This window comes from uncultured Kriegella sp., assembly GCF_963975415.1.
Taxonomy (GTDB): Bacteria; Bacteroidota; Bacteroidia; order Flavobacteriales; family Flavobacteriaceae; genus Kriegella.
This window is the reverse complement of sequence record NZ_CAXBGN010000002.1, coordinates 352,167-367,358: the sequence shown is the minus strand read 5'-3', so window position 1 is coordinate 367,358 and position 15,192 is coordinate 352,167. Positions and strand designations below refer to the sequence as shown.

At 41.2% G+C, this 15,192-nt stretch carries 16 protein-coding genes; 11 read left to right on the top strand and 5 right to left on the bottom strand.

What is annotated here, in order from left to right; translation table 11 throughout:
• The first annotated feature begins 224 nt into the window (after positions 1-224).
• From AACZ88_RS05420 to AACZ88_RS05400, 5 genes are all read left to right on the top strand, one after another.
• Complete coding sequence (locus AACZ88_RS05420; protein WP_339707311.1) at positions 225-2,399, top strand: TonB-dependent receptor; 2,175 nt, start codon at positions 225-227, stop codon at positions 2,397-2,399.
• A gap of 82 nt (positions 2,400-2,481) precedes the next feature.
• On the top strand, positions 2,482-3,078 hold the full coding sequence (pnuC, locus tag AACZ88_RS05415; protein WP_339707308.1) for a nicotinamide riboside transporter PnuC: 597 nt from the start codon (positions 2,482-2,484) through the stop codon (positions 3,076-3,078).
• 13 nt (positions 3,079-3,091) lie between these two features.
• A complete protein-coding gene (locus tag AACZ88_RS05410) occupies positions 3,092-3,565 on the top strand; it encodes an Lrp/AsnC ligand binding domain-containing protein (protein ID WP_339707305.1) in 474 nt (157 codons plus the stop codon).
• Positions 3,566-3,606: 41 nt separating this feature from the next.
• A complete protein-coding gene (locus AACZ88_RS05405; protein WP_339707302.1) occupies positions 3,607-3,933 on the top strand; it encodes a hypothetical protein in 327 nt (108 codons plus the stop codon).
• 234 nt (positions 3,934-4,167) lie between these two features.
• Positions 4,168-4,680 carry a ferritin gene (locus AACZ88_RS05400; protein ID WP_339707299.1) on the top strand — a complete coding sequence of 171 codons (513 nt, stop codon included), beginning with the start codon at positions 4,168-4,170 and terminating at the stop codon, positions 4,678-4,680.
• A gap of 92 nt (positions 4,681-4,772) precedes the next feature.
• Here the strand turns inward: AACZ88_RS05400 and AACZ88_RS05395 are convergent, their stop codons facing one another.
• From AACZ88_RS05395 to AACZ88_RS05385, 3 genes are all read right to left on the bottom strand, one after another.
• On the bottom strand, positions 4,773-5,468 hold the full coding sequence (locus AACZ88_RS05395; protein ID WP_339707297.1) for a zinc metallopeptidase: 696 nt from the start codon (positions 5,466-5,468) through the stop codon (positions 4,773-4,775).
• Between the two features lie 154 nt (positions 5,469-5,622).
• On the bottom strand, positions 5,623-5,877 hold the full coding sequence (locus tag AACZ88_RS05390) for a SemiSWEET transporter (protein ID WP_339707295.1): 255 nt from the start codon (positions 5,875-5,877) through the stop codon (positions 5,623-5,625).
• 229 nt (positions 5,878-6,106) lie between these two features.
• The gene (locus tag AACZ88_RS05385; RefSeq protein WP_339707293.1) at positions 6,107-9,508 is read right to left on the bottom strand and encodes a class I tRNA ligase family protein; all 3,402 of its coding nucleotides are present in this window, start codon (positions 9,506-9,508) and stop codon (positions 6,107-6,109) included.
• Between the two features lie 80 nt (positions 9,509-9,588).
• On the opposite strand from AACZ88_RS05385, the gene AACZ88_RS05380 reads away from it, so the two are divergent.
• The 5 genes from AACZ88_RS05380 (at position 9,589) to AACZ88_RS05360 (ending at position 13,219) form a co-directional block, all read left to right on the top strand.
• The gene (locus AACZ88_RS05380; RefSeq protein WP_339707290.1) at positions 9,589-10,467 is read left to right on the top strand and encodes a permease-like cell division protein FtsX; all 879 of its coding nucleotides are present in this window, start codon (positions 9,589-9,591) and stop codon (positions 10,465-10,467) included.
• A gap of 124 nt (positions 10,468-10,591) precedes the next feature.
• Entirely contained in the window at positions 10,592-10,861 is a 270-nt protein-coding gene (locus AACZ88_RS05375) for a DUF3098 domain-containing protein (RefSeq protein WP_339707287.1), read from the top strand.
• A 1-nt stretch (position 10,862) separates the two neighbouring features.
• A complete protein-coding gene (locus AACZ88_RS05370) occupies positions 10,863-11,657 on the top strand; it encodes an undecaprenyl-diphosphate phosphatase (RefSeq protein ID WP_339707284.1) in 795 nt (264 codons plus the stop codon).
• 47 nt (positions 11,658-11,704) lie between these two features.
• Entirely contained in the window at positions 11,705-12,418 is a 714-nt protein-coding gene (truB, locus tag AACZ88_RS05365) for a tRNA pseudouridine(55) synthase TruB (RefSeq protein ID WP_339707281.1), read from the top strand.
• Positions 12,419-12,517: 99 nt separating this feature from the next.
• Positions 12,518-13,219, top strand: coding sequence for a hypothetical protein (locus tag AACZ88_RS05360; protein ID WP_339707278.1), 702 nt, complete (start codon positions 12,518-12,520; stop codon positions 13,217-13,219).
• On the opposite strand, the gene AACZ88_RS05355 is transcribed toward AACZ88_RS05360, so the two are convergent.
• Entirely contained in the window at positions 13,196-13,831 is a 636-nt protein-coding gene (locus AACZ88_RS05355) for a thioredoxin family protein (protein WP_339707275.1), read from the bottom strand. The two genes, AACZ88_RS05360 and AACZ88_RS05355, sit on opposite strands and share 24 nt — an antisense overlap.
• A gap of 99 nt (positions 13,832-13,930) precedes the next feature.
• Positions 13,931-14,623: a TetR/AcrR family transcriptional regulator gene (locus AACZ88_RS05350; protein ID WP_339707273.1), complete on the bottom strand. Its 693-nt coding sequence runs from the start codon at positions 14,621-14,623 to the stop codon at positions 13,931-13,933.
• A 120-nt stretch (positions 14,624-14,743) separates the two neighbouring features.
• Here AACZ88_RS05350 and AACZ88_RS05345 point away from each other — a divergent pair, with 120 nt between their 5' ends.
• Positions 14,744-15,124, top strand: a complete 381-nt coding sequence (locus AACZ88_RS05345; protein ID WP_339707270.1) for a hypothetical protein — start codon at positions 14,744-14,746, stop codon at positions 15,122-15,124.
• Positions 15,125-15,192 lie beyond the last annotated feature (68 nt).

Below are 15,192 nucleotides of genomic sequence, written 5' to 3'. Positions count from 1 at the left end.
GTAGCTTTGCCCCATCTCAAAGGGGTGCTGAATCTCAAACTAGTTTTGAAGATTTTTGATACTGGTTTAGGACAAGGCTGAGATTATACCCAATGAACCTGGGCGGGTAATGCTGCCAAGGAATGCGGAAGTCGCTATTTGGAATTCAACCGTCCTTAAATGGGCAAAAATCATGTTTTAACTTAGAATAATAGCCCCTTTTATTCGTAACAAATGTATTACGAATGAAAACTATATTCACAACTACGGCCCTTTTTGGGCTGACCATGGGTCTCTGGGCCCAAGAAAAACCTTCAGATTCTCTGGAAGGAAAGAAAATCGTTCTAGATGAGGTTCTGGTATCGGCAATTCGAGTTACGAAAGAATCGCCCGTTACATTCTCTAACTTGGGAAAAGAACAAATCAAGCCACGAAATTTAGGGCAAGATATTCCCATACTTATGAATTTTCTGCCCTCCGTAGTCACTACGTCCGATGCCGGCGCAGGTATGGGATACACGGGCATTCGGGTGCGCGGTAGTGATAACACCCGCGTTAACGTAACTATTAATGGTATACCTTATAACGATGCCGAATCACACGGTTCGTTTTGGGTGAATATGCCCGATTTTGCATCTTCGACCGAAAACTTACAATTACAACGAGGGGTAGGTACTTCAACAAATGGGTCGGGAGCCTTCGGTGCAAGTTTGAATATCTTGACCGATGCAATATCAGAAACTGCATACGGACAGGTTTCGTCATCGATCGGCAGTTTCAATACACTAAAAAACAATATCAAATTCAGTACCGGACTATTGAGTGACCACGTTGAAATCTCCGGAAGATTGTCGCGAATTACTTCTGACGGATATGTTGATAGGGCCGCTTCTGAACTCGACTCCTATTTTTTACAAGGCGCTTATAAAGATGACAATACCTTGATAAAAGCGCTTTTGTTCGGCGGGCACGAGATTACTTATCAAGCTTGGAACGGTATCAATGCCGATAGCTTAAAAACCAATCGTACCTATAATTCTGCAGGAGAATATACTGATGAAAATGGTGACACGCAATACTACGGGAACGAGGTAGATAATTATAAACAAAACCATGCACAATTGCTGTGGAACGAAAGACTTACCTCTGCTTGGAGCACCAATATTGCACTCCATTACACCCGGGGCCGAGGCTTTTTTGAGCAATATAAAGAAGACGATGATTTTGCCGTGTATGGCATTACACCTGTTGTTGTCGATGGAGCGGAAGTCAATTCGACCGATTTGATTCGCAGGCGCTGGCTCGATAATCACTTTTATGGAGCTGTTTATTCGGCAAATTATGTGAACGAGAACCTGAACTTGATTTTCGGCGGTGGATGGAACAAATATGAAGGAGGGCATTTTGGCGAGATTATTTGGGCCCGATTTGCCAATAATACCGATTATCGCGATCGTTATTATGACAATAATTCTACAAAGACCGATTTTAACTTTTATTCAAAGCTGAACTATACCATAGACAAGCATTGGACTCTTTTTGGGGATGTGCAATATCGTTCTGTGGGGTATAAAGCAAATGGTGAAGATACTGGCCTTGTCGATGATACTTTTGATTTTTTTAACCCGAAGGCAGGATTGACCCTTGACTTGAATTCGAATAACAATTTCTATTTTTCATATGCGATGGCCCATCGCGAACCCAACAGAAACGATTATGAAAGTGGCAATCCGCGACCGGAGAAACTAAATGATTTCGAGTTGGGGTGGCGGTATGTTTCTTCCGAAGTGCAGGTGAATTCCAACATATACTATATGCGTTACAAAGACCAGCTGGTCTTAACAGGCGAGTTAAATGATGTTGGGGCACCTCTTCGCGCCAATGTAGGAGACAGTTATCGTTTAGGATTGGAGATAGACGCTAACTTAAACCTAGGCGAGCATTTTCAATGGCAGCCCAACCTCGCATTGAGCACGAATAAAAATGTAGATTTTGTTTTTGAAAGAAACGGAACGTTAGAGGCGCTGGGGAATACCAACATCGCCTTTTCGCCAGATATCGTAATTGGGAACAAATTGAATTATCTCCCGACTGAGAACATGCAATTATCACTGCTTACTAAATTTGTTGGCAAACAGTATATGGGCAACATAGATGCCGATGATTCGGTACTTGACGCGTATTCGACTACCGACTTCAATGTGCAATATGAAATCAATGTCGGTTCTTTCGTAAAGAATATTGTGTTCTCGGCATTGGTAAACAATATTTTGAATGCCAAGTATGTGTCAAATGGCTATTTTGGGTCATTTGATTATGATGATACAACAAGTGCTACTGGAACGACGACTGGGTTCTACAGTGGGTATTATCCGCAGGCGGGAACCAATTTCTTATTAGGGGCTACCGTAAGTTTTTAGATAAAAAGAGATTTACTTCGAATCCCCGGAATGTGACATTTTCGGGGATTTATGTGGTGAATATCCTTATACGGAAACGATAATGAATTTGGTTTTTGAGATTACCGGTACTGTTTTAAGTTTAGCCTTTCTCTATTTTTTGATCAAAGAGAAAAAGATATGTTGGCTGTTCGGAATTTTGGGTTCGCTCTTGAGCATGTACCTATTTTATTCGACCAAACTATATTCCGAATGCATCTTGCGTATGTATTATGTGTTCATTGGATTTTATGGCTATTACCTTTGGAATAAACGTAGCGGAGCTAATAAGGATTCGGCGGAAATCATAAAGTGGAAGGGCTCAAGCCATGTTATGATTATTTTGGTTGGAATTGTTCTGGTACTGGTTCTCGGCTATGTTTTTGATAATTTTTCAGATGCCAAGAAATCGTATTTTGATGCCTTTACCACGGTATTCAGTTTTTTGGCCAGCTACCTTGAGGCAAAAAAAATACTACGCACTTGGGTCTATTGGATTATACTGAATGGCCTTAGTATTTTTCTTTATGCGGGCCAAGGGTTGTTCGTCTACGCCGTTTTGGCGGCCATCTATTTTGGGGTTTCGTTTTACGGATACTTTTCATGGAGACAGAAATACAACAAGTTAAATTCAGTAAGTAATTTGGTACATTTGCCTTAAAATCGAAGGCAAAATGGCTAAATACGATAACGAAAACGTGAAAATCGACGGTATTGATAAGAAAATACTAAGATTCTTGATGGAAGATGCGCGAAAACCTATTTTAGAAATAGCCCGAAGTATTGGTATTTCTGGTGCGGCGATACACCAGCGTCTTCGTAAATTGGAAGCATCAGGACTACTTTCCGGGTCGAAGTTTATCATCAATCCGAAAGCGATGGGGTATAGCACTATGGCTTATATCGGTATTTTTTTAGATAAGGCGATGAGCAACCCTAAAGCCGTAAGGGCCTTGGAAAAGATTCCGGAAGTACTCGAATGCCATTATACTACGGGAAATTGGTCTATTCTTATCAAGGTGCTCTGTCGTGATAACGAACATCTTATGCAAGTATTGAATAAGGAAATTCAGCAAATCGAGGGCGTATCCCGCACAGAGACCTTTATTTCATTGGCTCAACAAATTGATCGACAAATTCAGGTATAATATTTGTATTAAATCTAAATAAGGATTATTTTTGTGCCTCAATGGAAATAATTCATTCATCACGATATTATTCATTCTTCCAATCCGATAAGGAAAGATGCTTCTATATTGACCTAGGTCAAAAAACAGTGCGTTTGTCTTTTTGTCAATTGTTGGCCCTCCGACAGAAAGTATGGAATATTCAAATAGAAGATCATTTTGAAGACGAAGGTAATAAGCATGGTTTTGAGATTTTAGTGCTTTGTAACAAAGAACATCTTTTTATTTTGAATACTTTAGAGATTTTAGATCTAAAGGAATTGCTTGTGGGTGTCTTCTTGTTCCTCGATATGGGTGTTTCTAATTCTCCCATACCTCAAAAAATATAGACCTTCCGACTATTTTTAATCAGTCTAAAACCAGTTATAAATTGGTTTTGGTACTAGACACGCATGCTTTTATTTGGTAGCTTTACATAAATTAATATAAAATACGAAACAGGCACGCAATACTTTGGAAATATCCTTTAAAATAGGATGGTCGAAATTTTGATGAAAAAGGGGTAGGATACTGTTATCCTGCTTCCAATAAGCCGTTTCTAAACAAATTAAAGATTAAAACATATGAAAGATATAGCAAGACAGCAGATGAGTATTAAGGTGGAAAGCATGGATATGCTTAACGCGCAAATACAAATGGAAGGCAAAGCATCGGCCTCATATTTGGCCATGGCTTCATGGTGTGATCAGCATGCATACCTTCAAAGTGCCGATTTCTTTTACCATCAAGCCGGTGAAGAACGAGAGCATATGATGAAAATTTTCAAATTTATCAACGATTGTGGAGGGAACGCGATATCGCCCGAAATCACTAAAATAAACCATGACTTCTCTTCTTTGGAAGAGATATTCGAGACGGCACTTAGTCAAGAAGTGGAAGTTACCAGATCGATCAACAAGATTGTCGCGGCCGCAAAGAAGCATAATGATTATGCTGTAGAGAACTTTTTACAATGGTTTATAAAAGAACAATTGGAAGAGGAAAAAACAATGCGTGATATCCTTGATCTTTTCGAAGTGATGGGAAGGGACGGAATTGCCCTAAAATTGATCGACGAACGTATTACAGTGGAATAATTGCGATTACCTACCGCCCTTCGGAGACAAAACAAAAAGACCGGCTAAAATTTTTAGCCGGTCTTTTTTATTCGCTTCTTTTTTAACAGGAATTAATCCCTTCCTCCGAAGACTTGCATTCCCCAATAGACCAATGTGGCCAATGAGCCTATTGCTGCAACCAGATACGTTCTAGCCGCCCATTTTAATGCATCTTCCGAGCCTTTAAATTCTTGTTGGGTCACCATATTTTTTTGTTTTAACCACACCAAGGCACGTTTACTGGCGTCGTATTCCACCGGCAGCGTAATAAAACTAAAGAGGGTGGCCATGGCCATCATCACCAGACCGGCAACTGCAACCCAGTAACCAAAGCCTACACCGGCGGCGGCACCCAACATCAATCCACCAAAAACGACCCACATGCTCATACCTGATGTAACACTTACCACAGGTACCAATTTAGAACGCAAGGTCAACCATTCGTACGCCTGTGCATGCTGAACGGCATGACCACATTCGTGCGCAGCTACTGCGGCGGCGGCGGCATTACGTTGACTATACACCCCCTCGCTGAGGTTGACCGTTTTGTTTTTCGGATTGTAATGATCCGTCAGCATACCTGCCGTCGAAATCACCTTTACATCACGAATACCGTGGTCTGCCAACATCTTCTCGGCAATTTCGGCACCGCTCATACCATTTTGTAAATGTACTTTCGAGTAATGCTTGAATTTGCTTTTTAACTTGCTACTGACCAACCAGCTAATAAGGGCAATGGCACCGATCAATATATAATATCCCATCATAATATGTACGTTTTAAAATTTAAAATTAAAGATACTAAAGATCGCCTCTTGGCCAAATAACTTTATGATATGACTAAAGCGATACGTTTAGATAAATAGCAAAAACCCCGCCATATTATGTTGGTTAACTTAAACTGACAAAATGTACTGACAGTTATTTATATTTAAGTTTAAGCCCGATAACGAGTACAATTAAAGCGGAAGTGATGCCGTTGGCCAAAATCATCGAAACACTTTCGTAATGCAGTCCGTAGATGAACCATAGCGTGGTGCCTGCCAAAAAGACGAGGTACATTACCAATGAAATGTCTTTGGTCGACTTGTGTTTCCAGATTTTAAAAACCTGGGGCACAAAAGCCGAAGTGGTGCAGACCGCGGCGATCAAGCCTAATATTTCGATGTTTTGCATAATTTTTAGAGCCTTGGTATCTTATTAAATGTTCATATAACACTCGGTTTCCCGAGTGAAAAAGTCCGGATCCACCTCCCTTTGGTAAAGGGAGGAGCCAATTTCAATGCAACATTCTTCAAATGTCCGATCCAGATGCTCCCCTCTTTTAAAAAGGGGGGAATGAATCCCGTGGAATGCAATGTAGCGGGAGAAAGGGGAGTTTGCTCTCACGGCATATACATTCATACTATCCTACAACATTTACGATTTTCCCGGGTACTACAATAACTTTCTTAGGCGTTCGCCCCTGCAACTGGGCTTGCGTTTTTTCGTGTGCCATGACTTCGGCCTCGATTTCTTCTTTTGATAGATCCAATGGAAGCTCCAGCTTAAACCGCATTTTGCCATTAAACGAAATGGGGTACTCTTTGCTGCTTTCCACCAAATACTTTTGTTCGAATTTTGGGAAAGGTGCCGTGGCAATCGATTCGCTATGTCCCAATTGTGCCCAAAGTTCTTCTGCGATATGCGGCGCATAGGGCGATACTAGAATAGCCAAGGGTTCCAGCACAGAACGGCTGGTGCATTTTTGGGCGGTCAGTTCGTTCACGCAGATCATAAAGGTGGAAACCGAGGTGTTAAAACTAAAGTTTTCTATGTCTTCCTCGACTTTTTTGATGGTTTTGTGCAAGGTTTTAAGGCTTTCCGCCGAAGGTGCTTCATCGGTAACTTTAATGCCACTTTCCTCAAAATAGAGTTTCCAAAGTTTCTTAAGAAACGAGTGTGCTCCTGTAATCCCAGCGGTGTTCCAGGGTTTGGATTGCTCCAACGGCCCCAAAAACATTTCATAAAGCCGTAGGCTGTCTGCTCCATACTCCTCACAAATCGCATCGGGACTAACCACATTGTATTTGGACTTGGACATTTTTTCGACTTCACGGGAAACAATAAATTCCCCTCCGGGCTTCCCCGAAGTGGGATTGATTCCCTTATAGATTTCTCCATTGTCCAGGGTGAATATGGCATCTTTAAATTCTGGGCGCCAGTTTTTAAAAGCTTGGATATCTAGTTCGTCTGATGCATTAACCAAAGATACATCTACATGAATGGGCATCCATGTGCTCACTTCGGTCGTTCCATCGGTTAGCCTTTTAAGAATATCCTCGAAATCAGCAGTATCCGGGGGAACCATCTTTTCTTTGGAAGGGTCACTTAAGTCAGAAACAAGTTTGTTATACCAATTTCTAGAAACAAAGTGTTCTTTATTATCTTCTCTAATTAAATAGGCCAATGCACTTGTCCCCGTAATCATCCCTTGGTTGATCAGTTTTTTTGCAAACTCATCTTTGGGAGCGACACCTCTGTCAAATAAAAACTTTTGCCAAAACCGGCTATATAACAAATGCCCCGTGGCATGTTCGCTACCACCGATATAGAGATCCACATCTTGCCAATAATTAATGGCTTCGGGTGAATAGATAGCGTCTTCGTTGTGCGGGTCCATATACCGATTAAAGTACTGTGAGCTACCCGCCCAACCGGGCATGGTATTCAATTCTAAAGGGAAAACCGTTTTATGGTCGATCAAATCATTGCTGACCACTTCGTTCTTTTCAACATCCCAGGCCCAAACCGTGGCATTCCCGAGTGGGGGTTCGCCCGTTTCGGTAGGGAGGTATTTTTCAACTTCCGGCAATTTAATGGGCAGGTATTTTTCGTCGATCATCTGCGGCATTCCCTCTACATAATACACAGGGAAAGGTTCGCCCCAATAGCGCTGACGGCTAAAAACGGCATCGCGCAAACGGTAGTTGATTTTACCCTCGCCTTGTCCTAATTTTTCGAGTTCGACAATGGCTTTTGTTGTCGCTTCCTTATAGTTCAGTCCGTTTAAAAAATCGGAATTGGCTATCACCGTAGTGGCCTTATCGGAAAACGCTTCCTCAGAAATGTCAACGCCCTCAAAAATATTCGGAATGGGAATATTGAAATGCTTCGCAAAGTCATAATCGCGTTGATCGCCACAGGGTACCGACATCACCGCTCCCGTACCATAGCCGGCCAATACGTAATCGCCGATCCAAATCGGTATGGGTTCTTTTGTAAACGGATGCTCGGCATAGGCGCCTGTAAACGCTCCAGTAATGGTCTTGACGTCGGCCATACGATCGCGTTCCGAACGTTTTGCAGTCGCTTCGACATAGGCTTCGACCTCGGCTTTTTGATCCGGTGTCGTAATTTTCGCAACCAAGTCATGCTCGGGAGCCAGGGTCATAAACGAAACGCCAAAAATGGTATCGGGGCGTGTAGTGAACACTGAAATCCCCCTAGCCCCCGAAGGGGGAATACTTTTCTTCACTAAAATTTCCTTTATTTCTTGTAAGACAGCATCAATATCACCAAGAACCTGATTGTTTCTAAAGCGAACAACCTCAAAACCACGTTCGTTCAGAGCCTTTGTGCGTGCCTCATCCTCTGCTTTTTGAGTATCATGAATATCCCCATCTACCTCGACAATCAGTTTTTTGGAAAGACATACGAAATCGACTATGAAGTCATCTATAAGATGTTGTCTTCTGAATTTATCACCTAGGTTTTTTCCTTTTAAACTTTCCCAAAGGGCCGCTTCTGCTTGTGCAGGGTTATTTCGCAATTTCTTTGCTTTCTCAAGTAGTAAATGAGAATTGTTCCCTCCAGTCATATAACCCGGAGTTGTTCCTTCCCCCTCGGGGAAGGCTAGGATGGGGAAAGTTACTTCGGCACCTTCACTTCTTCCGATCCAATTCGTTTGCGAGTCTTTTAGCGGCTGGGGCCAATCCACTTTATTCAAACCATCGAGTAAACGTTGGGCATAAGCCGTGATACGCATGCTCCATTGGGTCATTTTTTTACGGATTACCGGGTGACCGCCGCGTTCCGAAACGCCATTGACGATTTCATCGTTGGCCAACACTGTTCCCAACGCAGGGCACCAGTTGACCTCGGTATCGGCCAAATAGGTCAATCGATATTTTAAAAGCACTTGTTGCTTTTCGGTGTCGGAATAATTTTTCCAATCTTGTTGGGTGAAAATGGAGGTTTCGTCATCGCACACGGCATTGACCGCTGCATTTCCTTCCGTTTCAAATTTTGAAATCAAACTTCCGATGGCTTCCGCCTTATCGGTGTCTTTGTTGTACCACGAATTGAAAAGCTGAATAAAGACCCACTGCGTCCATTTGTAATATTTCGGGTCTGAAGTACGTACTTCGCGGCTCCAATCGAAAGAAAAGCCCATACGGTCAAGCTGTTTTCGATAACCCTCAATTTTGTTTCCTTCTTTATCAACACCGCCCTCGATATTGACTTTGGTCGTGTCTGCGGGGTGTTGCCCCGTTTGTATGGCATACTGTTCTGCGGGGAGTCCGAAAGAATCGTAACCCATCGGGTGCAACACGTTAAAACCTTTATGCCTTTTATAGCGGGCATAGATATCACTGGCAATATAGCCCAACGGGTGTCCCACGTGTAACCCGGCACCAGAAGGGTAAGGGAACATATCCAAAACATAATATTTGGGTTTATCAGAATGGTTTTCTGCCTTAAAAGTTTGGTTGTCGGCCCAAAATTTTTGCCATTTCTCCTCTATCTTTCTAAAATCGTAGTTCATGCCTGATTTTTGCTATTCGGCAAAAATAAGTTTATTCAATTTACTTTCCTATTTTTACATCTTATACCGTATAGCATACCATGGGTAGATCATTTGAACAGTACCAAAAACGAAAGCTGATATCGTCCTATTTCTCGGTCGTATTGAGTATTGGTCTTGTACTTTTTCTTTTGGGGGCTCTGGGTCTTTTACTGTTGAACACCAAGAAAATGGCAGATCATTTTAAAGAGCAGATTACCATATCGTTGTTCTTGAAAGACAGTGCCAAAGAGGTGGAAGTCGACCAATTGTTGAAGAGTTTAGAGGTCATGGAATACACCAAGCAGGCCACCTATGTGTCTAAAGAAGAGGCCGCCGAAAAACATAGCGAAGAGATTGGTGAGAATTTTTTGGAGTTTTTAGGATATAATCCGCTAAAAAATTCGATCGATATTCAATTAAACGCCGATTTTGTCTCTCCCGAAAAGATTGAAGAAATTGCCGCGGAACTATCTAAAAAGAAGCATGTTGACGAAGTCAGCTATGATAAGCCCCTTGTCGGGCTGTTGAGTGAAAATGTCAAGCGTATAAGCTTTTGGATCTTGGTGGCCAGTGCTGTTTTTACATTTATCGCCATGCTGTTGATCAATAGCTCCATTCGATTGTCGATATATTCCAAGCGATTTATAATCAAGACGATGCAAATGGTGGGAGCCACTAAAACCTTTATCAGAAGACCTTTTATTTGGACGAACGTTAAACTAGGCATGTTGGGTGCCCTACTGGCGTTGCTTGGTCTGGGGGGCGTACTGTATTATTTGGATCAAAATTTTCCTGAAATGGATCTTTTTCATGACATTCCGCAATTGGCCATACTTTTTGGTGGCGTTTTTGTCTTAGGTGTTTTGATTTCATGGATAAGTACCTATTTGGCGGCCCAGCGCTTTTTGAATTTGAGAACCGATGAACTTTATTATTAAATAGTGATTTGATTCGGTCAGCGGATCTACGTCTTTCGCTAAAAGCGTTAATACTTGGTTAAGGTTTGTAATGGTGAAAATGGAATAACGTAATACCCATTAACTTTTTTCCTAAATTTGCGGCATGGGCAAAAAAAATAGAAACAAGAACGATCAGCAACCCCGGCAAGAATTTATCTTTCAAAAAAAGAACTATATGTTCATGTTCTTGGGTGTCGCTTTTATTGTATTAGGTTTTATTTTAATGAGTGGCGGCGGAAGTGATGACCCGAACGTGTTCAATGAAGACATCTATAATTTCAGGCGTATACGTTTGGCACCTACTTTGGTGCTTATCGGATTGGGGATCGAAGTATATGCCATATTGTTGAACCCCCATAAGAAGCGTAGTTAATTTGGATACTTTAGATGCTATAATACTTGGTATAATTCAAGGATTGACCGAGTTTTTGCCTGTGTCGTCAAGCGGGCATTTAGAATTAGGAAAAGCGATTTTAGGCGATCATTCCGTTCCCGAGGAAAGTCTTTTGTTTACGGTAATCTTACATTTCGCCACAGCTTTGAGTACGATAGTGGTCTTTCGAAAGGACATCTGGGAAATAATCAGGGGGCTCTTCAGTTTTACTTGGAACGAAGAAACCCAGTTTTCCTTAAAAATTATTGTTTCTATGCTACCCGCCGTATTGGTGGGTCTTTTTTTTGAAGAGCAACTGGAAGCCTTTTTTGGGGGCAATATTCGTTTTGTAGGTTTTATGTTATTGATAACTGCAGTGCTCCTGTATTTTGCAGATAAAGCCAAAGATACCGATAAAAAGGTAACGTTTTCGAATGCCTTTATTGTGGGGGTTTCCCAGGCTATTGCGATGCTTCCGGGGATATCGCGAAGTGGTGCGACCATTTCTACCTCTGTGTTGTTGGGCGTCGACAAAACCAAAGCCGCACGTTTTTCCTTTTTGATGGTGGTTCCGTTGATTTTCGGAAAAATAGGAAAAGATTTGATGAGCGGGGAATTGCACTTTGATGGAGAGAATAATTTTGCCATGGGCGCCGGATTCATTGCGGCCTTTATTGCTGGTCTTGCCGCTTGTACATGGATGATTCAATTGGTCAAGAAAAGTAAACTCACCTATTTTGCAATCTATTGCTTGATTGTTGGCGCTATCGCGATTGCGTATAGCTTTTGGGGCTAAGTGTGCCGCTAAAAACTCCTTTTGGTAAGGGGCAATACAGTTTTCCTATGGATGTACGAACTAAAGAAGATTTTCTTAACGGACAACTGCTGTTAATTGACAAACCGCTGGGTTGGTCATCTTTTCAGGCTGTGAACAAATTGAAGTGGGTTATCCGTAAAAAGTTTGGACTCAAAAAAATTAAAATAGGCCACGCCGGAACTTTAGACCCTTTGGCGACGGGGCTTCTATTGATATGTACAGGAAAGTTTACCAAAAAAATTAACGAGTTACAGGGGCAAGAGAAAGAGTATACGGGAACGGTCACTTTAGGGGCCACCACGCCTTCTTATGATTTAGAGACCGAAGTCGATCAGACCTTTCCTATTGAGCATATCACCGAAGATCAAATTCGAAGCGCGGTAACGGGGTTCATCGGTGATATTGAACAAATACCACCCATATTTTCCGCTTTAAAGAAAGATGGAAAACGATTGTACGAATATGCCAGGGAGGGGAAGACGGTAGAAATTAAGAAAAGGGCCGTTACTATTTCAGAATTTGAAATAACCCGTATAAACCTGCCGGAAGTTCAATTTCGTGTGGTTTGCAGTAAAGGAACCTATATACGGTCTTTGGCACATGATTTGGGGTTGGTTCTTAAGAGTGGAGGGTATTTATCGGAACTCAGGAGAACCAAAATAGGCCTTTTTAACGTAGATAAAGCGCAAGGTCCTCTTGTTTTTGAGGAGAGTTTGCTCGAAAATTCCTCCGATTCGTAAAAAGATAGGGTAGCGAGTTCCGTTTAACGATAAAGTAAAATATTTTTATATAATTGTGGTTATAGCACTATGAATCTGAATCGCAAACAATTATCACTTGTGATTACTCTTTTTTCCATGTCTATCGTGGTGTTGGTTTTATTCAACATTCACCTGGGTAAGGAAGAGGAGCGGGAGGAGTATGTAGTAGAAATGGTGTTGGCCGATGATGAGGAACTTCTGGTTGAGGAAGAAGAATTAGTGGAAGAAATGGCCGAGGCCGACCCCATAAAGAGCCATATGGCCTTTAATGAAACGGCAAAGCCGAGTTATGGTAATCCTGAACCTCTAAAAACCTTGGAGGAGTTGATGGAGGAGAAGGAGTCTGCTAGCGAAAATGAAGAAACTACCGATGTATTGAGTACCGATAGTGATTATGTTGCCCGTGTAAAGGAAATGGCCAAAAGACGCCGGGAACAAAGACAGTTGTTGGGCGAGAAGGAAGCGCAGAAAAAAGAGTTTACCAATAATCTGGCCAAACGAAGAACGTCAGTTTCCTATTCATTGGTCAATCGAAATAATTACAAACTGCCACCTCCAATTTATACCTGTATCGAAGGGGGAAAAGTGGTCATTAATATTACCGTCGACGGATTGGGCAATGTTCTCGATGCACATTTTAATTCGAAAAGTTCAGGCACTTCGAACGGTTGTTTGGTTGATAACGCAATTACATACGCCTATAAAGCCAAATTTAATTCTTCCGATAAAGGTCAACAAAAAGGTACGATTACCTATTTATTTCAGCAGAAGGCTCGATAAGAGCTCATTGGCGATACTTTTTCCCTTGTCTTTATTGTACCATGATTGAAGTGTTTCCCTAAATTCAGGGGTCAAACCCTCGGGACTGTTCTTTTGAGTTTTTACCATTTCGGCCGCTTCTACCGGGCGAGGTCCCCATTCATCCAAAATTGTATTTGTTGTGTCATCGATAACGATCAATTTAGGTATAGACATTGCCCCATTGGTCAAAAAACGGTTCATCAACTCAATGTTTTCATCACGCAATAAAACTTTCAAGTTGATATTAGAATTCAAAGAAGCCATTTTATGCATCACCGGCAATGATGGGGCCGCGTCTCCACACCAACTTTCGGTCAAGACGACCCATGTTCGCTTATGGTCTATTTTTGAAATTTCGTTGATGGTATCCTCCGATAACCGTAATGTTTTATCCCATCTCCTCATCCGATTATGGTTTAAGAGGGTATAATCACGTAATGCTTCCGATTGATCAGGGCCAGTTGATTTTCCTTCCAATACCAATTGGGCGACCATTTCACGGTAATCGACATAGGTCATTGCTTGGGGGAGACTTTCCTCTAATAATTCTTCAGTTGTTTTCTTTGTAAGCTCTTGTGTTGGGGTATTCATAGATTATATCGATTTTATTTGAAAATGAATTGGTAGTATAGGGGCATAGAACCTTACAAACTTTTCGGCAAGCGGAAGTTTTTCAAGTTGTCGGCATTGCTATTGTGGTAATTTTGGGGTTGTCTGTAGTATGCTAAAGACAAGTTGAATAAAATATGGTGTAGGGTGGTTGTTTTCATGGCAATCGGTCAATGAAGAAAAATGGTCTTTTAAGAAGTGTTGATGCAATGAACCTTCTAAAACCGTGCTGGCCAAACTTGCGGAGTATGGAAAATCATTGTTTACGGCGGTTATCATGGTGCTCAAGCGTTTGACCAACCGTTGATAGATTGTAAAATAACCGTCTTTGTTTTCGGTATCTACTTCTTGGGTCAAATATGATTTTGAATTTTCATTGATTACGATTTTGTTCAAAAATACCTCGTTAATATGTGAATAGGCCGAATCTTCTTCGGTCGATTTTGTAAGGATTTCGATGGTTTTTTTTAGTTTTTTTACGGGGTCGGCCATACCATTGGTTGTGAATACAAGCTGGTATTCAAGCCAGCCCCAATACCAAGACGTTAGATAGAGCAGTAGTTTGTGCTTATTCTCAAAATAGCGATAAACCGAACTTTCGTTTGATTTTATGCGTTTACCCAGTTTCTTGAAGGTAAAACTCTCAAAACCCATTTCATATATCATGATGATGCTTTCTTCAATGATACGTTTACCGAGATTGGAAGATTCCGGGTCTTTGATATAGATTTTTTCGTTAATTTGAATCCTTACGGAGTGCAGCAGTTCGTCCATACTTCAAAGTTAATAGTATTACTATTACATTGTAATATATTAACTAATTTTTAACGATGGTAATACTTTTTAAATAGTTAAATATTGGTATTTTCGAATAAATCATTTAATATAAAAGTCATGAAAAATACGTTTTTAGTTTTATCATTAGTTGCTTCGTTTGCAATGCTAAATGCGCAAGAGAACGAGCCCATTGTCAAAGAGGGAAGTGTGTTGACTTTAGGGGAGCCTTCTGTAGATGGCTACCAACATATTGATTTTCCTCGTAAGAATATTATTTTAAAAAGAGGGGCGATTGCAAATTTTAATAATCTCATTGGAAAAAAGGTCGTCGTTAAAAAAATGGGTACCGAAAATTCTACTGCGCTTCTCGAACGTCAAAATGGGCAGCCCTTTTTTAGGTTCTATCCAAAGGTTAGTTCAGATATAGAAAAAGCATTGGCAGCAGGCGAATTAAAGTATGTAAGTAGTAAAAAGCAAGAAGCTATTGTTCGACCATAGGTAACTCAAGAACTTCATACAGGTTTTCATAACAGTTGGTACAGCCATTTCAAGTTTTTGAATGGGTT